At 71.2% G+C, this 20,952-nt stretch carries 20 protein-coding genes; 19 read left to right on the top strand and 1 reads right to left on the bottom strand.

Annotation, left to right across the window (positions count from 1 at the left end; all coding sequences use genetic code 11):
• Window positions 1–23 precede the first annotated feature (23 nt).
• The 3 genes from aroQ (at window position 24) to nusB (ending at window position 1,979) form a co-directional block, all read left to right on the top strand.
• On the top strand, window positions 24–470 hold the full coding sequence (aroQ, locus tag O7601_RS16805; protein WP_281562067.1) for a type II 3-dehydroquinate dehydratase: 447 nt from the start codon (window positions 24–26) through the stop codon (window positions 468–470).
• A 517-nt stretch (window positions 471–987) separates the two neighbouring features.
• Entirely contained in the window at window positions 988–1,545 is a 558-nt protein-coding gene (efp, locus tag O7601_RS16810) for an elongation factor P (protein ID WP_164445173.1), read from the top strand.
• 23 nt (window positions 1,546–1,568) lie between these two features.
• Window positions 1,569–1,979, top strand: coding sequence for a transcription antitermination factor NusB (nusB, locus tag O7601_RS16815; RefSeq protein ID WP_196222524.1), 411 nt, complete (start codon window positions 1,569–1,571; stop codon window positions 1,977–1,979).
• A 96-nt stretch (window positions 1,980–2,075) separates the two neighbouring features.
• On the opposite strand, the gene O7601_RS16820 is transcribed toward nusB, so the two are convergent.
• On the bottom strand, window positions 2,076–2,564 hold the full coding sequence (locus tag O7601_RS16820; RefSeq protein WP_007458348.1) for a transcriptional regulator: 489 nt from the start codon (window positions 2,562–2,564) through the stop codon (window positions 2,076–2,078).
• A 315-nt stretch (window positions 2,565–2,879) separates the two neighbouring features.
• Here O7601_RS16820 and pyrR point away from each other — a divergent pair, with 315 nt between their 5' ends.
• From pyrR to O7601_RS16900, 16 genes are all read left to right on the top strand, one after another.
• Window positions 2,880–3,464, top strand: a complete 585-nt coding sequence (gene pyrR, locus O7601_RS16825; RefSeq protein ID WP_093404350.1) for a bifunctional pyr operon transcriptional regulator/uracil phosphoribosyltransferase PyrR — start codon at window positions 2,880–2,882, stop codon at window positions 3,462–3,464.
• Complete coding sequence (locus O7601_RS16830; RefSeq protein WP_281562068.1) at window positions 3,461–4,387, top strand: aspartate carbamoyltransferase catalytic subunit; 927 nt, start codon at window positions 3,461–3,463, stop codon at window positions 4,385–4,387. Before pyrR ends, O7601_RS16830 begins: the two co-directional genes overlap by 4 nt.
• The gene (locus tag O7601_RS16835; RefSeq protein ID WP_281562069.1) at window positions 4,384–5,661 is read left to right on the top strand and encodes a dihydroorotase; all 1,278 of its coding nucleotides are present in this window, start codon (window positions 4,384–4,386) and stop codon (window positions 5,659–5,661) included. Before O7601_RS16830 ends, O7601_RS16835 begins: the two co-directional genes overlap by 4 nt.
• A 55-nt stretch (window positions 5,662–5,716) precedes the next feature.
• The gene (gene carA, locus O7601_RS16840) at window positions 5,717–6,877 is read left to right on the top strand and encodes a glutamine-hydrolyzing carbamoyl-phosphate synthase small subunit (RefSeq protein WP_281562070.1); all 1,161 of its coding nucleotides are present in this window, start codon (window positions 5,717–5,719) and stop codon (window positions 6,875–6,877) included.
• Window positions 6,870–10,256, top strand: a complete 3,387-nt coding sequence (gene carB, locus O7601_RS16845; protein ID WP_281562071.1) for a carbamoyl-phosphate synthase large subunit — start codon at window positions 6,870–6,872, stop codon at window positions 10,254–10,256. Before carA ends, carB begins: the two co-directional genes overlap by 8 nt.
• Entirely contained in the window at window positions 10,253–10,405 is a 153-nt protein-coding gene (locus tag O7601_RS16850; RefSeq protein ID WP_281562072.1) for a hypothetical protein, read from the top strand. Before carB ends, O7601_RS16850 begins: the two co-directional genes overlap by 4 nt.
• On the top strand, window positions 10,402–11,442 hold the full coding sequence (locus O7601_RS16855; RefSeq protein ID WP_281562073.1) for a quinone-dependent dihydroorotate dehydrogenase: 1,041 nt from the start codon (window positions 10,402–10,404) through the stop codon (window positions 11,440–11,442). Before O7601_RS16850 ends, O7601_RS16855 begins: the two co-directional genes overlap by 4 nt.
• A 113-nt stretch (window positions 11,443–11,555) precedes the next feature.
• Window positions 11,556–12,830: an adenosylmethionine--8-amino-7-oxononanoate transaminase gene (locus O7601_RS16860; RefSeq protein WP_281562074.1), complete on the top strand. Its 1,275-nt coding sequence runs from the start codon at window positions 11,556–11,558 to the stop codon at window positions 12,828–12,830.
• A 150-nt stretch (window positions 12,831–12,980) separates the two neighbouring features.
• Window positions 12,981–13,817, top strand: coding sequence for an orotidine-5'-phosphate decarboxylase (gene pyrF / locus O7601_RS16865; protein ID WP_281562075.1), 837 nt, complete (start codon window positions 12,981–12,983; stop codon window positions 13,815–13,817).
• Between the two features lie 171 nt (window positions 13,818–13,988).
• Window positions 13,989–14,306 (top strand): integration host factor, actinobacterial type, encoded by a 318-nt coding sequence (gene mihF / locus O7601_RS16870; protein ID WP_007458370.1) that lies wholly within the window; start codon window positions 13,989–13,991, stop codon window positions 14,304–14,306.
• Between the two features lie 25 nt (window positions 14,307–14,331).
• On the top strand, window positions 14,332–14,865 hold the full coding sequence (locus tag O7601_RS16875) for a guanylate kinase (protein WP_281562076.1): 534 nt from the start codon (window positions 14,332–14,334) through the stop codon (window positions 14,863–14,865).
• Between the two features lie 53 nt (window positions 14,866–14,918).
• Window positions 14,919–15,182, top strand: a complete 264-nt coding sequence (gene rpoZ / locus O7601_RS16880) for a DNA-directed RNA polymerase subunit omega (protein ID WP_007075826.1) — start codon at window positions 14,919–14,921, stop codon at window positions 15,180–15,182.
• A 14-nt stretch (window positions 15,183–15,196) separates the two neighbouring features.
• Entirely contained in the window at window positions 15,197–16,399 is a 1,203-nt protein-coding gene (gene coaBC, locus O7601_RS16885) for a bifunctional phosphopantothenoylcysteine decarboxylase/phosphopantothenate--cysteine ligase CoaBC (RefSeq protein WP_281562077.1), read from the top strand.
• Between the two features lie 98 nt (window positions 16,400–16,497).
• Window positions 16,498–17,691, top strand: a complete 1,194-nt coding sequence (gene metK / locus O7601_RS16890; protein ID WP_281562078.1) for a methionine adenosyltransferase — start codon at window positions 16,498–16,500, stop codon at window positions 17,689–17,691.
• Window positions 17,688–19,682 (top strand): primosomal protein N', encoded by a 1,995-nt coding sequence (locus O7601_RS16895; protein WP_281566956.1) that lies wholly within the window; start codon window positions 17,688–17,690, stop codon window positions 19,680–19,682. Before metK ends, O7601_RS16895 begins: the two co-directional genes overlap by 4 nt.
• Window positions 19,683–19,952: 270 nt before the next feature.
• Window positions 19,953–20,933, top strand: coding sequence for an AAA family ATPase (locus tag O7601_RS16900; RefSeq protein WP_281562079.1), 981 nt, complete (start codon window positions 19,953–19,955; stop codon window positions 20,931–20,933).
• Window positions 20,934–20,952: the final 19 nt, after the last annotated feature.

A 20,952-nucleotide genomic window follows, 5' to 3' on the forward strand; every position in this document is an offset into this window, starting at 1 on the left:
AGTCGCGAGCGGACGACGGCCCGATGACCAGGCGGGTGTACGTGTTCAACGGGCCGAACCTTGGCCGGCTGGGCGCCCGCCAGGTCGACGTCTACGGGGTGACCAGCTACGCCGACCTGGTGAAACTCTGCGAGACCAGCGGGCGGGACCTGGGCCTGGACGTCGTCGTGCGGCAGACCGACGCCGAGCACGAGTTGCTCGGCTGGCTGCACACTGCCGCCGACGAGGGCGCCGCCGTGGTGCTCAACCCGGCGGCCTGGTCGCACTACTCGATCGCGGTGCGGGACGCCTGCGCGATGCTGCGTGGGCCGCTGGTGGAGGTGCACATCTCCAACATCCACGCGCGGGAGGAGTTCCGGCACCACTCGGTGGTCTCGGCGGTGGCGACCGGCGTGATCTGCGGGCTCGGCGTCGACGGCTACCGCCTCGCCCTGCACCACCTGGCCAACCGCCGCGACCAGACCGCCTGACCCCCGAGCCGCCTGACGCCCAGACCGCTCGGCCTCAGTTCTCCGGTCACCGTCGGTTGACGGTCAGCCGCACCTTCATTCACCGCCGCGACTACGTTCGGTGCCGTTTACCCTCAGTGAGCAGCCGCCGCCCCCGCCCAACCTCCCTCCCCATCCTTTGCTCTGCTTCAACCCACGCACTAGCGGCTCACCAGCACCTTTGCGACGAGGTTGGATGACGATGCACGGCGTTTTCGCAACAGATCGTGACTGATGCGTGGGTTGAAGCAGAGCAAAGGGAGTGAGTTGGTAGGTGGGGGCGGGGCTGGAGTGTTACTGGCAGTGTCGGATGGGCGGAGTCGGGGGCGCACGGTGTCTTGCTGAGTCGCGTTGGATCGCGCTGAGTCGCGTCGCGCTGAGCCGGGCTGGACCTGTCGACCGGCGGCGGACTTGGCGGGCGGCCGACGGCGGTCGGCGGGTCGCGAGGCGGCTAGTAGACTTGCCAGGTCTGTCCGCCAAATGATGATCAAGGCAGGAAATGGCCACCACCAACGACCTGAAGAACGGCCTGGTACTCAACCTCGACGGAGAGCTCTGGGCCGTCGTCGAGTTCCAGCACGTCAAGCCCGGTAAGGGTGGTGCGTTTGTGCGTACCACGCTGAAGAACGTGCTCTCCGGCAAGGTGGTCGACAAGACCTTCAACGCGGGCACCAAGGTGGAGACCGCGACCGTCGACAAGCGCACTATGCAGTATCTCTACGCCGACGGCGAGGACTACGTCTTCATGGACATGGAGACGTTCGACCAGATCACGGTGATGGGTGGGACGGTCGGCGAGGCAGCCAACTACCTGCTCCCCGAGGCCGAGGCGATCGTGGCGACCCACGAGGGCGTGCCGCTCTACATCGAGCTGCCGACCTCGGTCGTGCTGGAGGTCACCTACACGGAGCCGGGCCTGCAGGGCGACCGGTCCACCGGTGGCAACAAGCCGGCGACGGTGGAGACGGGTGCGACCGTCCAGGTGCCGCTCTTCGTCACCACCGGCGAGAAGATCAAGGTCGACACCCGCGACGGCCGTTACCTCGGCCGCGCCTGATGTCCGAGGGTCCGAAGCAGCAGATGCCGGCGCGTCGTAAGGCGCGCAAGCGGGCGTTGGACGTGCTCTTCGAGGCCGACCTGCGTGATCGTCCGCCGGTCGAGGTGCTGGCCGGCTATGTCGAGCGGATCGAGAAGCCGCGCCCCGAGCACCTGGGGTACGCGGTCGGCCTGGTCGAGGGGGTGGCCGGGCACCTGGACCGGATCGACGAGCTGATCTCCAGCTACGCCGAGGGCTGGACATTGGACCGGATGCCCGTGGTCGACCGCAACCTGGCCCGGATCGCGGTCTACGAGCTGTTGTATCTCGACGAGATCGACGACGCGGTGGCGATCAGCGAGGCGGTGGAGCTGGCCCGGCAGATGTCGACCGACGACTCGCCCCGCTTCCTCAACGGTCTGCTCGGCCGGATCGCCGAGTACGCCACCCGCTGAGGTGGGCGGACGCCGCCGTTGGGCGTCGCGCACCAGCGACGGAAACGACGAAAGGGCCCGTGCCGTCCGGCACGGGCCCTTTCGCGTGGTCGAATCTCAGGAGGCGAAGAATGCCCGGGGGTCGGCGACCAGTACGCCGTGCTCGGTCAGCCGCTCGATCAGGCCGGACGGCGAGGCGTCGTAGACGATCGCGAGGGCGCGCAGGTCGTCGGCGCGGATCGACAGCACCCGGCCGTTGTAGTCGCCGCGCTGCTGCTGGATGGCACGCGCGTACCGGGCCACGTAGGCGAGATCCTCACTGGCCTCGTCGTAGAGGCGCTCCAGGTCCAGGACGATCTTGCTGGTGGGTTCGTGTCGTACCCCACTGCCGTCGGGCAGCAACTCCGAGACCGGCACGCGGTAGAACTCAGCCAGCTCGGCCAGACGGGACACCGTGACGGCCCGGTCGCCGCGCTCGTACGAGCCGACCACAACCGCCTTCCATCGCCCGTTCGACTTCTCCTCCACCCCCTGCAGGGACAGCCCCTGCTGCTGGCGGATGGAGCGCAGGCGGGCGCCCAGAGACTTGGCGTATTCAGAGGGCATTCGGACACTCCCAGTGCTGCTCGGGTTCTCCCAGCGATTCGCTACGGAGCGTGACGGTACGGGGATTCGTACACCTGGTCAAGTGGTCGCGATCTTCCCGTTGTGTACCCCGGGTGAGTTGTCCCGTTTCGCCTGGCTGACTGGCCAGTCAGCCAACGGCGACGGGTGACGCCGTCGTAGCTGGTGCCCGCGCGTCGAGGCGGCGACGACCACTGGTAACGTTGCCGAAGCCCCTGCGCCGGCCGCTCCCGGCCGGCCGGGAGGATCCGACGTCCTTTAACGACCCGTCCCGTGAGGCGGGGAAGGAGGTCCGCCGTGGCCTACCCATCGGCTGCCCCGTCGTCGCCGCCGCGACAACCCTCGGTGAAGGTGATTTTGACCAGCGCCGACCTGCAACGCGTGGTCGACCGCATCGCTCACCAGATCCTCGAGAAGACCCAGGGCGCGGCCGACACCGTGCTGCTCGGCATTCCCACCCGGGGTGCCCCCCTCGCCAGCCGCCTCGCCGCCCGGATCAGCGCCTTCGAGGGAATTTCCGTGCCGGTCGGCGTGCTCGACATCACTCTCTACCGCGACGACCTGCGCCGGAACGCCACCCGGGCAGTCGGGCCCACCCAGCTGCCGGCCGGTGGCATCGACGGCAAGCGGGTGGTCCTCGTCGACGACGTCCTTTTCTCCGGGCGGACGGTCCGAGCGGCCCTCGACGCGCTCGGTGACCTCGGGCGGCCCGCCTCGGTGCAACTTGCCGTGCTGGTCGACCGGGGGCACCGGCAGCTACCGATCCGCGCCGACTACGTCGGCAAGAACATCCCGACCGCCCTGGCCGAGAGTGTCAAGGTGACGCTGGTCGAGACCGACGGCACGGACGAGGTCCGGCTCTACGGCGAGGAGGCCCGATGATCAGGCACCTACTCTCCGGTGCCGACCTTGACTCCGACACCGCCACCCAAATCCTGGACACTGCCGCCGAGATGGCCGCGGTAGCCGGTCGTGAGGTCAAGAAGCTGCCCGCCCTGCGGGGCCGGACCGTGGTGAACCTCTTCTACGAGGATTCGACCCGCACCCGGATCTCGTTCGAGGCGGCGGCGAAGCGGCTCAGCGCCGACGTGATCAACTTTTCGGCGAAGGGCTCCAGCGTCACCAAGGGCGAGAGCCTGAAGGACACCGCGCTGACCCTGCAGGCGATGGGGGCCGACGCGGTGGTGGTTCGGCACCCCGCCTCGGGTGCCCCGCACCGCCTCGCCGACTGGGTCGACGGTTCGGTGGTCAACGCCGGCGACGGCACCCACGAGCATCCCACCCAGGCGCTGCTCGACGCGTACACGATGCGGTCCCGCCTGGGTCGCCTGGCCGGTCTGTCGGTGGCCGTGGTCGGTGACGTGCTGCACTCCCGGGTGGCCCGCTCGAACGTGCTGCTGCTGTCCACCCTCGGCGCCAAGGTGACCCTGGTCGGGCCACCCACGCTCATCCCGGTCGACATCGCCGCCGCTCTCGCCCCGGGCACCGACGTCTGCTACGACCTCGACGCGGTGCTGCCGTCGTCGGACGTGGTGATGATGCTGCGGGTGCAGCGGGAGCGGATGAACGACTCCTACTTCCCGTCCGCCCGCGAGTACGCCCGCCGCTACGGCCTGGACGGTCCGCGGATGAGTCGGCTGCCGGAGCACGCCATCGTCATGCATCCCGGCCCGATGAACCGGGGCATGGAGATCACGCCGGAGGTCGCGGACTCGCCCCGCTCCACCATCGTCGAACAGGTCGCCAACGGTGTCTCCGTCCGGATGGCCGTCCTCTACCTGCTGCTCGGGGGGAACAACCGGTGAACTCGTACCTGATCAGGAATGTCAGCGTCCTCGGCGGCGCACCGACCGACCTGCTGATCCGCGACGGCGTCGTCGCCGAGACCGGCGCGGGGCTCTCCGCGCCGGAGGCCACGGTGCTCGACGCCGACGGGCTGGTCGCCCTGCCCGGCCTGGTCGACCTGCACACCCACCTGCGCGAGCCCGGCCGGGAGGACGCCGAGACGGTCGAGACCGGTTCCCGGGCGGCGGCGCTCGGCGGCTACACCGCGGTCTGCGCGATGGCGAACACCTCGCCGGTGGCCGACACCGCGGGAGTGGTGGAACAGGTGTGGCGGCTCGGCCGCGAGGCCGGGCTGGTCGACGTGCAGCCGATCGGCGCGGTCACCGTCGGCCTGGCCGGCGAGCGGTTGGCCGAACTCGGCGCGATGGCCGAGTCGGCGGCCCGGGTGCGGATCTTCTCCGACGACGGGCACTGCGTCGCCGATCCCCGGCTGATGCGCCGTGCGCTGGAGTACGTGAAGGCGTTCGACGGCATCATCGCCCAGCACGCCGAGGAGCCCCGGCTCACCGAGGGCGCGCAGATGCACGAGGGTGAGGTCTCCACCCGGTTGGGCCTGACCGGGTGGCCGGCGGTCGCCGAGGAGGCGATCATCGCCCGGGACGTGCTGCTCGCGGAGCACGTCGGCAGCCGGCTGCACATCTGCCACGTCTCCACCGCCGGCAGCGTCGAGGTGCTGCGCCACGCCAAGGCCCGGGGAGTACGCGTCACCGCCGAGGTGACCCCGCACCACCTGCTGCTCACCGACACACGTGCCGAGACCTACGACCCCGTGTTCAAGGTCAACCCGCCGCTGCGTACCGCCACCGACATCGCCGCGCTGCGGGCCGCGCTGGTCGACGGAGTGATCGACATCATCGCCACCGACCACGCCCCGCACGCCGTGGAGGACAAGGAGTGCGAGTGGGCGTACGCCCGGCCGGGCATGCTCGGGCTGGAGACGGCGCTGTCCATCGCGCTCGACGTGCTGGGTCCGCAGTGGGACCTGATCGCCGAGCGGATGTCCCGTACGCCGGCCCGGATCGCCGGGCTCACCGAACACGGTCATGATCCGGCTCCCGGCGCGCCGGCCACCCTCACCCTTGTCGACCCGGCGGCCCGTCGGGTAATCGAGCCGGCGGAGCAGGCCAGCCGTAGCCGCAACACCCCGTACGCCCGGATGACGCTGCCGGGTCGCATCGTGGCGACCTTCCTGCGTGGCGAGGCGACGGTCCTGGACGGAAAGGCTCTTCGGTGAGTGCGAGGAATGCAGCGGAGCGGAGTCCCGCAGTCGCGAACGAAAGGCAGGCCCGGTGAAGCGCAGATCGGCGATCCTGGTCCTGGAGGACGGGCGCACGTTCCACGGCGAGGCGTACGGCAGCGTCGGCGAGACCTTCGGCGAGGCGGTCTTCAACACCGGGATGACCGGTTACCAGGAGACGCTCACCGACCCGTCGTACCACCGCCAGGTGGTGGTGCAGACCGCTCCACACATCGGCAACACCGGCGTCAACACCCTCGACGACGAGTCACGCCGGATCTGGGTGGCCGGTTACGTGGTGCGTGACCCGGCCCGGGTCAGCTCCAACTGGCGGGCCACCGGCGGGCTGGAGGACCGGCTGGCCACCGAGGGCGTGGTCGGCATCAGCGGCGTGGACACCCGGGCACTGACCCGCCACCTGCGCGAACGTGGCGCGATGCGGGTGGGCGTCTCCAGTGTCGAGGACGACCCCCGGGCGCTGCTCGAACGGGTTCGCCAGTCGCCGCAGATGCTCGGCGCGGATCTCTCCGCCGAGGTGACCACCGCGACGCCGTACGTGATCGACGCCGAGGGCGAGCACCGGTTCACGGTGGCCGCGCTGGACCTGGGCATCAAGCGCAACGTGCCGCGCCGGCTCGCCGCGCGGGGCGTGACCACCCACGTGCTGCCGGCCCACTCGACAATCGAGGACCTGCTGGCCACCGGCGCCGACGCGGTCTTCTTCTCACCGGGCCCCGGTGACCCGGCGACCGCCGACGCACCGGTCGCGCTGGCCCGCGAGGTGATGCGCCGCGAGGTGCCGCTGTTCGGCATCTGCTTCGGCAGCCAGATCCTCGGCCGGGCGCTCGGCTTCGGCACCTACAAGCTCGGCTACGGTCACCGGGGGATCAACCAGCCGGTGCTCGACCGGGTGACCGGCAAGGTCGAGGTGACCAGTCACAACCACGGCTTCGCGGTGGAGGTGCCCGGGGCACGGCCGGGCGCGGTGGTGCCGGACCAGGTGATCGAGACCGAGTTCGGCGGCGTCCAGGTGTCGCACCTCTGTCTCAACGACAACGTGGTCGAGGGGCTGCGGGCGCGCGACGTGCCCGCCTTCACCGTTCAGTACCACCCGGAGGCGGCGGCCGGCCCGCACGACGCGGATTATCTCTTCGACCGCTTCGCCGAGCTGATCGACGGCCGGGCTCTCAGTGGGGGGCGTACCAATGCCTAAGCGGACCGATCTCAAGCACATCCTGGTGATCGGGTCGGGACCGATCGTCATCGGCCAGGCCTGCGAGTTCGACTACTCGGGGACTCAGGCGTGCCGGGTGCTGCGCGCCGAGGGGATCCGGGTCAGCCTGGTCAACTCCAACCCGGCCACCATCATGACCGACCCGGAGTTCGCCGACGCCACCTACGTCGAGCCGATCACCCCGGAGTTCGTCGAGCTGGTCATCGCCAAGGAGCGTCCGGACGCGGTGCTGCCCACGCTGGGCGGGCAGACCGCGCTGAACACCGCCGTGGCGTTGCACGAGGCCGGGGTGCTGGAGAAGTACGGCGTCGAGCTGATCGGCGCGAACATCGACGCGATCCGGCGCGGCGAGGACCGGCAGCTGTTCAAGGAAATCGTGGCGAAGGCCGGCGTACGCCTCGGCGTGGCCGACCCGTCGGCGCTGGTGCCGCGTTCGCGGGTCTGCCACTCGATGGACGAGGTCCGCGAGACGGTGGCCGAGCTGGGCCTACCGGTGGTGATTCGGCCGTCGTTCACCATGGGCGGTCTCGGTTCGGGCATGGCGCACACCGACGCCGACCTGGAACGCATCGCGGGTGCCGGGCTGGCCGCCAGCCCGGTGCACGAGGTGCTCATCGAGGAGAGCGTGCTCGGCTGGAAGGAGTACGAACTCGAACTGATGCGGGACCGTCACGACAACGTGGTGGTGGTCTGCTCGATCGAGAACCTCGACCCGATGGGCGTGCACACCGGCGACAGCGTCACCGTGGCGCCGGCCATGACGCTCACCGACCGGGAGTACCAGCACCTGCGGGACCTGGGCATCGCGGTGCTGCGTGAGGTCGGCGTGGACACCGGGGGCTGCAACATCCAGTTCGCGGTGAACCCGGCCGACGGTCGCATCGTCGTCATCGAGATGAACCCCCGGGTGTCCCGCTCGTCGGCGCTGGCGTCGAAGGCGACCGGCTTCCCGATCGCGAAGATCGCCGCGAAGCTGGCCATCGGCTACACCCTTGACGAGATCCCGAACGACATCACCCGCAAGACGCCGGCCGCGTTCGAGCCGACGCTGGACTACGTGGTGGTGAAGATCCCCCGGTTCGCGTTCGAGAAGTTCCCCGGCGCGGACCCGGAGCTGACCACCACGATGAAGTCGGTCGGCGAGGCGATGAGCCTCGGGCGCAACTTCACCGAGGCGCTGAACAAGGCGATGCGCTCGATGGAAACCAAGGCCGCCGGCTTCTGGAGCGTGCCGGATCCGCAGGGTGCGACGAAGGAGAACACCCTCGCCGCGCTGGGCATGCCGCACGACGGGCGGCTCTACACGGTGGAACGGGCGTTGCGGCTCGGTGCCTCGATCGCCGAGGTCAGCGCGGCTTCCGGTGGCATCGACCCATGGTTCCTGGACCAGATCGCGGCCCTTGTCGAGTTGCGTGCGGAGATCATGGCGGCGCCGGTGCTGGACGCGGTACTGCTGCGGCGGGCGAAGCGGGCCGGGCTGTCCGACCGGCAACTGGCCGCGCTGCGTCCCGAACTGGCCGCCGAGGACGGCATCCGGACGCTGCGGCACCGCCTCGGCATCCGGCCGGTCTACAAGACGGTGGACACCTGCGCCGCCGAGTTCGAGGCCACGACTCCGTACCACTACTCCTCCTACGACGAGGAGACGGAGGTGGCCGGATCGGCGCGGCCGAAGGTGCTGATCCTGGGCTCCGGACCGAACCGGATCGGGCAGGGCATCGAGTTCGACTACTCGTGCGTGCACGCGGTGCAGGCGCTGCGCAGCGCGTCGTCCGGCCCGGCCGCTGCGACCGGCTCCGACGGCACCGGCTACGAGACGGTCATGGTCAATTGCAACCCGGAGACGGTCTCCACCGACTACGACACCGCCGACCGGCTGTACTTCGAGCCGCTGACCTTCGAGGACGTGCTGGAGGTCTGGCACGCGGAGGACTCCTCCGGCCGGGCGGTCGGCGGGCCGGGCGTGGTCGGCGTGATCGTGCAGTTGGGTGGACAGACCCCGCTCGGGCTGGCCCAGCGGCTCAAGGACGCCGGGGTGCCGGTGGTGGGTACCTCCCCGGAGTCGATCCACCTGGCGGAGGAGCGGGGCGCCTTCGGGTCGCTGCTGGCCCGGGCCGGCCTGCGCGCGCCGGACCACGGCACCGCCACCTCGTACGAGGAGGCGAAGGAGATCGCCGACGAGATCGGCTACCCGGTGCTGGTCCGGCCGTCGTACGTGCTCGGCGGGCGGGGCATGGAGATCGTCTACGACGACGCCACGCTGCGCGACTACATCGGCCGGGCCACCGACATCTCGCCGGACCACCCGGTGCTTGTCGACCGGTTCCTCGACGACGCCATCGAGATCGACGTGGACGCGCTCTGCGACGCCGAGGGGGAGGTCTACCTCGGCGGGATCATGGAGCACATCGAGGAGGCGGGCATCCACTCCGGCGACTCCTCCTGCGCCCTGCCGCCGATCACCCTGGCCAGTTCGCACCTGGCCCAGGTTCGCCGGTACACCGAGGCGATCGCCCGGGGCATCGGCGTACGCGGACTGCTCAACGTGCAGTACGCGCTGAAGGACGACGCGCTGTACGTGCTGGAGGCCAACCCGCGCGCCTCGCGTACCGTGCCGTTCGTCTCGAAGGCCACGGCGGTGCCGCTGGCGAAGGCGGCGGCCCGGATCGCGCTCGGCGCGACCCTGGCCGAGCTGCGCGCCGAGGGCATGTTGCCGACGACCGGGGATGGTGGTTCGCTGCCGCCGGACGCCCCGATCGCGGTGAAGGAGGCGGTGCTGCCGTTCAAGCGGTTCCGTACCCCGGCCGGCAAGGGGGTGGACTCGCTGCTCGGCCCGGAGATGAAGTCGACAGGCGAGGTGATGGGGATCGACACCGCCTTCGGGCACGCCTTCGCCAAGTCGCAGTCGGCGGCGTACGGGTCGCTGCCGACCGAGGGCAGGATCTTCGTCTCGGTGGCCAACCGGGACAAGCGCGGCATGATCTTCCCGATCAAGCGGCTGGCCGATCTCGGCTTCGACATCGTGGCGACCAGCGGTACCGCCGAGGTGTTGCGCCGGCACGGCATCGCCTGCGAGCAGGTGCCGAAGCACTACGAGGCCGGTTCCGAGGACGACGCGGTGGCGCTGATCCTCGGTGGCCACGTCGCACTCGTGATCAACACGCCGCAGGGTTCCGGTGCCAGCGCCCGCTCGGACGGTTACGAGATCCGCAGCGCCGCGGTCACCGCCGACATCCCCTGCGTCACCACCGTCCCCGGCGCCGCCGCCGCCGTCATGGGCATCGAGGCGAGGATCCGGGGCGACATGCAGGTACGCCCCCTCCAGGCCCTCCACGCCACCCTCCGGTCCGCCCAGTGACCCCCATCCACCCCACCCCACCCGCCAGGCTCGCGTCGATCATGAGGTTGGCGGCAGTACAAAAGATCGACATCGCCGCCAACCTCATGATCAACAAGGTGGTGCGGGGCTTCGGGGCCGTGCCGTGTGGTGGGGGAGGGGTGGCGTGATCTTCGAGCGGACGGTTCGGCGGGGGTTGTTCCGGGTCGGGGGCGGGGACGCGGAGGCGGCGCACGAGTTCACCCTGCGGCGGTTGGCCGAGTTGTCCCGGACACCTGTGGCGCTGGCGGCGTTGCGGGCCCGGTACGCCGTGTCCGCGCCGCGCACGGTGTTCGGGGTGCGATTTCCCAACCCGGTTGGCCTGGCCGCCGGGATGGACAAGGACGGGGTGGCGCTGCCGGCGTGGCCGGCACTGGGCTTCGGCTTCGTCGAGGTCGGCACGGTGACGGCGCGCCCCCAGCCGGGCAATCCCCGGCCCCGGCTGTTCCGGCTGGTCGACAGCGAGGCTGTGATCAACCGGATGGGCTTCAACAACGCCGGGGCGCAGGCGCTGGCGGACCGGCTGGCGGCGCAGCCGCGACCGCTCGACGTGCCGCTGGGCATCTCGTTGGGCAAGTCGAAGGTGACGGCGCTGGAGGACGCGGTGGCGGACTACCGCGAGTCGTACCGCGCGTTGCGCGAGCACGGCGACTACTTCGCGGTCAATGTCTCGTCACCGAACACCCCCGGGCTGCGCGCCTTGCAGGACCGGGAGCACCTGGACGCGCTGTTGGCGGCACTGGTGGGGGAGAAGCCGGTGCTGGTGAAGATCGCCCCCGACCTCAGCGAGCCGGCCATCGCCGAGTTGCTGGAGGTGTGCCTGGCCCATGGCGCCGCCGGAGTGATCGCGACGAACACGACCCTCGGACGCGACGGGTTGGCCCCGGCCGACCGGGGACGCTCCGGCGAGGCCGGTGGGCTGTCCGGCCGTCCGCTGGCCGACCGGGCGCGGCAGGTGGTCGCCTTCGTGCACGCCGAGACGGGCGGGCGACTGCCGGTCATCGGGGTGGGCGGCATCGTGGATCCCGACGACGCGGCCCGGATGTTCGACGTCGGCGCCAGCCTGGTGCAGCTCTACACCGGGTTCATCTACCGTGGCCCGGCGCTGCCCCGGGCCGTCGCCCGCGCGGCTGCCGGCGCCGCGCGCCCGACCACGACCGGAGTCTGACGAAGAATCACCCGCTCACCACCTTCCTTTGCTCTGCTTCACCCCACGCATAAGGTTCGGCGCGGAAGCTGTGCGTCCGGTGAAGCAGAGCAAAGGGGGCGCAAGGAGGACCGATGACCCCGGAGGAGGTTCTCGCCGCCGACGCGGCGCACGTGTGGCATCCGTACGCCGCACTGCCGCCGGCGGTGGCGCCGTACCTGGTGGAAAGCGCCGACGGGGTGCGGCTGCGGCTGGCCGACGGCCGTGAGCTGGTGGACGGGATGTCCTCCTGGTGGGCGGCGATCCATGGCTACCGGCATCCGGTGCTGGACGCGGCAGTGGTCGACCAGGTGGGCCGGATGAGTCACGTCATGTTCGGCGGACTGACCCACGCGCCCGCCGTGGAGCTGGCCCGCACCCTGGTCGAGGTGACGCCCGACGGGCTGGAGCACGTGTTCCTGGCCGACTCCGGTTCGGTGAGTGTCGAGGTCGCGGTGAAGATGTGTCTGCAGTACCAGCGGGCCACCGGCCGGCCCCAGCGGCACCGGCTGGGCACCTGGCGGGGCGGATACCACGGCGACACGTTCCATCCGATGAGCGTCTGCGACCCGGAGGGCGGCATGCACCACCTCTGGGGGGACGTGCTGCCGCGGCAGGTCTTCGCGCCGGTACCGCCCGGCGGCTTCGACAGCCCGCCTGATCCGGCGTACGAGGCGGCGCTTGTCGACGCGGTGGAGCGGCACGCCCACGAACTGGCCGCGGTGATCGTGGAGCCGGTGGTGCAGGGTGCCGGCGGGATGCGTTTCCACCACCCGCACTATCTGCGGGTGCTGCGCGAGGTGACCCGGGCGCACGGGGTGCTGCTGATCTTCGACGAGATCGCCACCGGTTTCGGCCGTACCGGGACGATGTTCGCCGCCGAGCACGCCGGGGTCACCCCGGATGTGCTCTGCGTCGGCAAGGCGCTCACCGGCGGCTACCTCACCCTGGCCGCGGCGCTGTGCACGGCGGAGGTCGCGCGGGGCATCCGGGCCGGTGGTGTGCTCGCGCACGGCCCGACCTTCATGGGCAATCCGCTCGCCTGCGCGGTCGCCAGCGCGTCGCTGGGCCTGCTGCGGGCCGGTGACTGGGCCGGGCAGGTGGCGCGGCTGGAACGGGGGCTGCGGTCGGGGCTGGCGCCGCTGCGCGACGCGCCGGGTGTGGCGGACGTGCGGGTGCTCGGCGCAATCGGCGTGGTCCAGCTGGACCACGAGGTGGATCTCGGCGCGGCCACGGCCGCCGCCGTGGCCCAGGGGGTGTGGCTGCGACCGTTCCGGGATCTGGTCTACACGATGCCGCCGTACGTCACCACGGACGCCGACCTGGCGGTGGTGGTGACGGGTATCTCGGCAGCCGTCGCGGCGGGCTGAGTAGGCGAGTCTCGATGCTCGGCTGGATTTGAGTAGGCGGATCCGGCAGGCGGCGCGAAGTGGAGTAGCCCGGCGGTACCCCGGTCCGGGCCTGCTGAGTAGGCGCGGCCGGGTAAAACCCGGCCAGGACGAGAGGAAGGCACTGGCGACATGGAGAGTTTCGGCGTCCGGTTGCACCGGGCCATGGACAAGCGCGGACCGCTCTGCGTAGGGATCGACCCGCACCCGGCGTTGTTGGCCCGGTGGGGCCTTGACGACGATGTGGCCGGCCTCGATCGCTTCGCCCGGACCGTCGTGGACGCGCTCGGTGACCGAGTTGCGGTGGTCAAGCCCCAGTCAGCGTTCTTCGAGCGATTCGGGTCTCAAGGGGTGGCGGTCCTTGAGTCAACTATCCGACAGTTACGAAATCTCGGCTCGCTCGTTCTCCTCGACGCCAAGCGCGGCGACATCGGCTCGACGGTCCGCGCGTACGCGTCGGCATACCTTGATCCATCCAGCCCCATGTATGTCGATGCGGTGACCGCGAGCCCCTTCCTGGGGGTCGGCTCGCTGGCCCCGATGTTCGAGCTGGCCGCCGAGCACGGCGGTGGCGTGTTCGTCCTGGCGCTCACCTCGAACCCCGAGGGCGCCTCGGTGCAGCGTGCCAGCAACGCCGACGGGCGCAGCGTCGCGCAAACGGTTCTCGACGAGATTTCCCAGCTCAACGTCGGTATGCAGCCGATCGGAAGCATCGGTGCCGTGATCGGCGCGACGGTCGGGGAGACGGGCTGCGACCTGTCGGCGGTGAACGGCCCGCTGCTCGCCCCCGGGCTTGGGGCGCAGGGTGCCACGGCTGCGGATCTGCGGATCGTCTTCGGCTCCGCGCTGCCCGCCGTGCTGCCCGCGTACTCCCGTGAGGTGCTGAGCGCCGGGCCCGATCCGGAGGCGCTGCGGGCCGCCGCGGACCGCGCCGTGGCCGAGTGCCGGGCGGTCCTGGCGATGTCCTGACTGACTGACTGCTCGGTCACTTTGTGGTGATCATTGCGCGCCCACGTTGCCGAAAGCTCCGTTGACCGCTAGTTTTCCCCGCGCTGGGAACCCCTTGGTTCACAGCGACACCACGTTTCACAGATGCGGCGGTGCGTCCCGCCCGTCGCGATAGGGACCTGAGGAGAACTGGTGCCGCTCCCGTCACTGACCCCCGAGCAGCGCGCAGCCGCGCTGGAGAAGGCTGCGGAGATCCGCAAAGCCCGTGCCGAGCTGAAGGAGCAGCTCAAGCAGGGCAAGACCACCCTCGGAGCCGTTCTTGAGCGGGCCGAGTCCGACGATGTCGTCGGCAAGCTCAAGGTGTCGGCCGTGCTGCAGGCGATGCCGGGCATCGGCAAGATCCGGGCTACTCAAATCATGGAGAAGCTGAAGATCGCCGACAGCCGCCGCCTGCGTGGCCTCGGCGAGCAGCAGCGCAAGGCCCTGCTTGGGGAGTTCGCCGCCAACTGAGCACGACTGCGGGTAGAAACAAGCAGTGAGCTTGGATGACGAGGCGCGCCCGGCGGCTCGGCTCACTGTCCTGGCTGGCCCATCCGGTGCCGGCAGGGAGAGTGTCGTCGAGCTGATCCGGGCGCGTTCTCCGTCAGTGTGGACGCCGGTCGCGGTCACCACCCGGCCTCGCCGGGGCAACGAACTGGACGGCGTCCACCGACACTTCGTCAGCTCGGAGGAGTTCGACCGCCGGCTCGCCGCCGGCGAACTGCTGGAGTGGAGCCGGTTCGGCGCTCACCGGCGCGGCACGGAGGCCGCCCCGCTGCGCCGTCGGCTCGCCGCCGGCCAGCCGGTGCTGCTCGCGCTGGACCTCGACGGGGCGCTGCTGGTCCGGGCGGGCTGGCCGGGGGCACGACTCGTCCTGCTCCATCCGCCCGGTCGGCTGCCGGGACCGCCGGTGGTGACGGCCTTCGACCTCAGCGTGTCGCACGACCGCATCGAGCGGGTCGTGGACGAACTGGTAGGATTCATCGGTTCTTCATTCCTGGCTCCGGCCCGGCCGCGTCCGCGCGGTTGAGCGCCGGCGCCGCGCTCACGCGCGGTCCGTGCGAAAGACGCAGAGGTTTATCCGTGGGATCCATCGCCAACCCCGAAGGCATCACCAACCCGCCGATCGACGAGCTCCTGGAGAAGACGACGTCGAAGTACGCGCTGGTCATCTTCGCGGCCAAGCGCGCCCGACAGGTCAACGCCTACTACAGCCAGCTCGGTGAGGGCCTGCTGGAGTACGTCGGCCCGCTGGTCGAGACCACTCCTCAGGAGAAGCCGCTCTCCATCGCGATGCGCGAGATCAACGCCGGCCTGCTCACCGCTGAGCCGACCGACCAGCCGTAATCCCCCGCGCGTCGATGAGCGCCCGGATCATCCTCGGCGTCGGCGGCGGGATCGCCGCCTACAAGGCGTGTGAGTTGCTGCGCCTGTTCACCGAGTCGGGCCACCAGGTGCGGGTGGTGCCGACGGCAGCCGCGTTGCGTTTCGTCGGCGCACCGACCTGGGCGGCGCTCTCCGGGCAGCCGGTCGCCGAGGACGTCTGGTCCGACGTGCACGAGGTGCCGCACGTGCGCCTCGGCCAGCAGGCCGATCTGGTGGTGGTCGCTCCCGCCACCGCCGACCTGCTGGCCCGCGCCGCCCACGGCCTCGCCGACGATCTACTCAGCAACACCCTGCTGACCGCTCGTTGCCCGGTGCTGCTGGCGCCGGCCATGCACACCGAGATGTGGGAGCACCCGGCCACCGTCGCCAACGTCGCTACGCTGCGGGCCCGGGGCGTCCGGGTCGTGGAGCCGGCGGTGGGACGACTGACCGGTGTCGACACCGGCAGGGGCCGGTTGCCGGAGCCGACGGAGATCTTCGCGGTGGCCCGCCGCATCCTGACCCGCGGCGCCGACGCGCCGGCCGACCTGGCCGGCCGCCGGGTGGTGGTCACCGCCGGCGGCACCCGGGAACCGCTCGACCCGGTGCGCTTCCTGGGTAACCGGTCCTCCGGCAAGCAGGGCTACGCGTTCGCCCGGGCCGCCCTCGCCCGTGGCGCCCGGGTCACACTGATCGCGGCCAACGTCACACTGTCCGACCCGGCCGGTGCGGACCTGATCCGGGTGGGCACCACCGGGGAGCTGCGGGAGGCCACGCTGAAGGCGGCGGTGGACGCCGACGTGGTGGTGATGGCGGCGGCTCCGGCCGATTTCCGACCCGCGACGTACGCGCCTGGCAAAATCAAGAAGTCGGACGACGGCACCGCGCCCATCATCGAACTCGTGACCAACCCGGACATCGCCGCCGAGCTGGGTCAACGTCGTCGGCCGGAGCAGGTGCTGGTGGTGTTCGCCGCCGAGACCGGCGACGCCGAGGCCAACGGACGGGCCAAGCTGGCCCGTAAGCGGGCCGACCTCATCGTCATCAACGAGGTCGGGCCGGACAAGGTCTTCGGCGCCGAGACCAACGCGGCCACGGTCATCAGCGTGGACGGCTCGGTCACCCGGATACCCGAGCGGTCCAAGGAGGATCTCGCCGACGGGGTGTGGGACCTGGTGGTCGCCCGGCTGGCCGGGTGACTTCTCCTGACGGCTGGACGCAAGACGACCGTGGACGATGCCGTCGACGGTTGGTGACTACACTGCCGCGGAACGACGTCCAAGAACTGAGGAGTACCGTGACACGCCGCCTCTTCACGTCCGAATCGGTCACGGAAGGCCACCCGGACAAGATCGCCGACCAGATCAGTGACGGCATCCTCGATGCCCTGTTGACGCAGGATCCGCACAGCCGCGTGGCCGTGGAGACGCTGATCACCACCGGGCAGGTGCACGTCGCCGGTGAGGTGACGACCAAGGCGTACGCCGACATCCCGACGATCGTGCGCGAGACGATCCTGGGCATCGGTTACGACTCGTCGAAGAAGGGGTTCGACGGGGCGTCATGTGGGGTCAGTGTCTCGATCGGCGCCCAGTCGCCGGACATCGCGCAGGGCGTGGACAACGCGTTCGAGTTGCGTACCGGGACGTCGGAGAGCGCGTTGGACGCGCAGGGTGCCGGCGACCAGGGCATGATGTTCGGCTTCGCCTGCTCGGAGACGCCCGAGCTGATGCCGCTGCCGATCGCGCTCGCGCACCGACTGGCCCGCCGGCTCGCCGCGGTACGCAAGGACGGCACGGTGCCCTACCTGCGCCCGGACGGCAAGACCCAGGTCACCATCGAGTACGACGGTCTGCGTCCGGTACGCCTGAACACGGTGGTGGTGTCCAGCCAGCACGCCGCGGACATCTCCCTGGAGTCGCTGCTCACCCCGGACGTGCGTGACCACGTGATCGCTCCGGAACTGGAGAGTCTGGAGCTTGACACCGAGGGCTACCGGCTGCTGGTCAACCCGACCGGCCGGTTCGAGATCGGTGGCCCGATGGGCGACGCGGGCCTGACCGGGCGAAAGATCATCGTGGACACCTACGGCGGCTACGCCCGCCACGGTGGTGGGGCCTTCTCCGGCAAGGACCCGTCGAAGGTCGACCGTTCGGCCGCGTACGCGATGCGCTGGGTGGCCAAGAACGTGGTGGCCGCCGGCCTCGCGGAGCGGTGCGAGGCGCAGGTGGCGTACGCGATCGGCAAGGCGCATCCGGTGAGTCTGTTCATCGAGACGTTCGGCACCGAGACGGTGCCGGTGGCCTCGATCGAGAAGGCGGTCTCCGAGATCTTCGACCTGCGTCCCGCCGCCATCATCCGAGATCTGCACCTGTTGCGGCCGATCTACGCCCAGACCGCCGCCTACGGCCACTTCGGCCGCGAGCTGCCCGACCTGACCTGGGAGTCCACCGACCGCGCCGCCGACCTCAAGTCGGCCGCGGGAGCCTGACAACCACCCGGCGTGACGACCGGCGGCCCGCTGACGGGTCGCCGGTCGCCCGTGTCTGCGTCGATGTGCCCCTGGCCCACCTGGACCGGCCCTTCGACTACCTGGTTCCGCAGGCCCTCTCCGCCGACGCCGTGCCGGGTGTGCGGGTGAAGGTGCGCTTCGCCGGCCAACTGGTCGACGGCTGGCTGCTGGAGCGGACCGAACGATCCGAGCACCCCCGGCTCGCGTACCTCGACAAGGTCGTCTCCCCGGTGCCGGTGCTCGCCCCGGAGGTGGCCCGACTGGCCCGGGTCGTCGCCGACCGGTACGCCGGCAGCCTGGCCGACGTGCTGCGGCTGGCGGTGCCACCGCGGCACGCCCGGGTGGAGAAGGAGGCGCTCACCCAGGCCACGCCCGCCGATCCGACCGACCCGGCGGAGACCGACCCGGCTGCTCCGCCGGAGCCGGAGGATTGGCGCGACTACCCGGCCGGACCGGCGCTGCTGCGGGCACTGGCCGACGGGCGCTCGCCCCGGGCCGTGTGGTCGGCGCTGCCGGGGGAGGACTGGGCGGGCCGCTATGCCACCGCCGTCGCCGCCACGGTGGCTGCCGGCCGGGGCGCGCTGGTGGTGGTGGCCGACGGGCGGGACCTGGATCGGCTCGATGCCGCGCTGACCGCGCGGCTCGGCGCGGGCCGGCACGTCTGCCTGTCGGCCGCACTCGGTCCGGCGCGGCGCTACCGCGCGTTCCTGACCGCCCGCCGTGGCCACGTCCCGGTGGTGATCGGCACCCGAGCGGCCATGTTCGCTCCGGTGGACCGGCTGGGGCTGGTGGCCATCTGGGACGACGGCGACGATCTGCACGCCGAGCCGCGCGCCCCCTACCCGCACGCCCGGGAGGTGCTGCTGACCCGGGCCCAGTTGGCGGAGGCAGGCGCGCTGGTCGGCGGCTACGCCCGGACCGCCGAGGGGCAGTTGCTGGTGGAGACCGGCTGGGCCCGCGAGGTGGTCGCCGACCGGGCGGTGCTGCGGGCACGTACCCCCGCGATCGTGCCGACCGGCGACGACCCGCAGCTGGCCCGCGATCCCGGCGCGGCGACCGCCCGGCTGCCCAGCCTGGCCTGGACCGCCGCCCGGGAGGCACTCCGCGCGGACGCTCCGGTCCTGGTCCAGGTGCCCCGACGCGGCTACCTGCCCTCGGTTGCCTGCGCCGACTGCCGTACCCCGGCCCGCTGCCCGCACTGCGCCGGCCCGCTCGCGTTGCCGTCGGCCGGGGGGTCGCCGGCCTGCCGCTGGTGCGCCCGGATCGCCGCCGCGTACGCCTGTCCGCAGTGCGGCGGGCGGCGACTGCGGGCCTCGGTGACCGGTGCCCGGCGGACAGCCGAGGAACTGGGTCGGGCCTTCCCGGGGGTGCCGGTGCGCACCTCGGGCCGGGAGGAGGTACTGGCCGACGTCCCCGGCGGCGCTGGCCTGGTGATCGCGACCCCGGGGGCCGAGCCGGTGGCGACCGGCGGCTACGGCGCGGTGCTGCTGCTGGACACCTGGGCGTTGCTCACCCGCGCCGACCTGCGGGCCGGGGAGGAGGCGTTGCGCCGCTGGACAGGTGCCGCGGCGCTGGCCCGGCCGGCCGCCCACGGGGGTCGGGTGGTGGTGGTCGCCGACGGCGCACTCGCGCCGGTGCAGGCGCTGCTGCGCTGGGACGCCGGCTGGTTCGCGGCCCGGGAGCTGGCCGAGCGGCGGGAGCTGGGCTTTCCGCCGGCGATGCGGATGGCCAGCGTGACGGGCCTGCCGGTCGCGGTCGCCGACCTGTTGGCGCAGGCACGGCTGCCTGAGGGAGCCGAGGTGCTCGGCCCGGTCCCGGCCGACGGCGAGCGGGAGCGGATGCTGGTGCGGGTGCCCAGGGGCCGGGCCGGCGACATGGCCGGCGCGCTGCATGAGGCGGCCGGGGTGCGCAGCGCCCGCAAGGCGACCGAGCCGGTACGCGTGCAGGTCGACCCGCTCGCGCTGTTCTGACCGGAGGCGGTGACGGTGCGTACCGACCGGTGTCCCAATCGATGCGATATGTTACCTGATCATCGCTGTGAGTATTGACTCGCCCGCTCACGGTCGCGTCCCGAAGTCGGACCCGCGCGAGGTGGTAGCATCGCCCGTCATGCCGGTGCGTACGGCGACTCCAGGTCGAGCTGGAGGTGTCCGAGGGCAGCGCGACGACGGCGGAACCGCGTCCGCCCGGCGCGGGAAATCGATGATCTCAACCGGCCGGTGATCAGGGGTGGACAAGTCGTGACCGTTCGTCAGTCGATCGTCTTCAACGGTGACCTGGGCAGCGGCAAGAGCACGGTCTCGGTCGAGATCGCCAAGCGGCTGGGCCTGCGCCGGGTCAGCGTCGGTGACCTCTACCGGCAGATGGCGCAGGAGCGGCAGATGACCGCGCTCCAGCTGAACCTGCACGCCGAGCTGGACCAGGCCGTCGACGGCTATGTCGACCAGCTCCAGCGCGACATCGCCGCCTCCGGTGAGAGTCTGGTCATGGACTCCCGGCTGGCCTGGCACTTCTTCACCGACGCACTCAAGGTGCACATGATCACCGAGCCGGGGGAGGCCGCCCGCCGCGTCCTGCTGCGCCCCTCCGGGCCGGCCGAGAGCTACACCTCGCTGGACGAGGCGAAGGCCAAGCTCCGGGAACGCAGCGAGAGCGAGCGTGGCCGGTTCCTGGTCAGGTACGGGGTGGACAAGGCCCGGCTGCGCAACTACGACCTGATCTGCGACACCACCCGGGCACCCGCCGGCGAGGTGATCGAGCGCATCGTGGACGCGTACGAGGGACGACTCGCGCCGGAGGTGCTGCGCGGTGCCCCGCCGCTGCTGCTGCTCGACCCCGGCCGGGTCTACCCGACCGAGGACGTCACCGGATTGCGCGGCACGTGGGACTCGACCTTCACCGGCGAGATCGCCGCAGCCGGTGAGGCCGGCCTGGAGCCACTGGAGATCGGGTACACCGGCGAGTACTTCTTCGTGGTCAACGGGCACCGCCGACTCAGCGCCGCACTACGCAACGGATTCCGGCTGGTGCCGGGCCGGCTGGTCGCCGAGGTCGAGGAGCCGGTGGTCGGCGGGGTGAGCGCGATGGACTACTTCGCCGCGCAGGTCCGCCCCAGCCTGATCCACGACTGGGAGGCCGCCCACGAGATCCACCTGCCGCTGCCCGAGCACGCCCTGCTCGCCGGCGACGCGGTGCTGGCCGGCGAGAGCCCCGCCGGCTGAGCCCCTCACCGCCGGGCTG

The sequence above is a fragment of the Verrucosispora sp. WMMD573 genome, assembly GCF_027497175.1.
Classification (GTDB): Bacteria; Actinomycetota; Actinomycetes; order Mycobacteriales; family Micromonosporaceae; genus Micromonospora.

Bases quoted from the DNA above. Each gene is read 5' to 3' on its own strand.
- O7601_RS16820 (WP_007458348.1), bottom strand. From the start codon at position 2,564: ATGCCCTCTGAATACGCCAAGTCTCTGGGCGCCCGCCTGCGCTCCATC.
- efp (WP_164445173.1), top strand. From the start codon at position 988: ATGGCCACCACCAACGACCTGAAGAACGGCCTGGTACTCAACCTCGAC.
- O7601_RS16860 (WP_281562074.1), top strand. From the start codon at position 11,556: ATGACCCCGGAGGAGGTTCTCGCCGCCGACGCGGCGCACGTGTGGCAT.
- aroQ (WP_281562067.1), top strand. From the start codon at position 24: ATGACCAGGCGGGTGTACGTGTTCAACGGGCCGAACCTTGGCCGGCTG.
- pyrF (WP_281562075.1), top strand. From the start codon at position 12,981: ATGGAGAGTTTCGGCGTCCGGTTGCACCGGGCCATGGACAAGCGCGGA.
- coaBC (WP_281562077.1), top strand. From the start codon at position 15,197: ATGAGCGCCCGGATCATCCTCGGCGTCGGCGGCGGGATCGCCGCCTAC.
- nusB (WP_196222524.1), top strand. From the start codon at position 1,569: ATGCCGGCGCGTCGTAAGGCGCGCAAGCGGGCGTTGGACGTGCTCTTC.
- carB (WP_281562071.1), top strand. From the start codon at position 6,870: ATGCCTAAGCGGACCGATCTCAAGCACATCCTGGTGATCGGGTCGGGA.
- O7601_RS16830 (WP_281562068.1), top strand. From the start codon at position 3,461: ATGATCAGGCACCTACTCTCCGGTGCCGACCTTGACTCCGACACCGCC.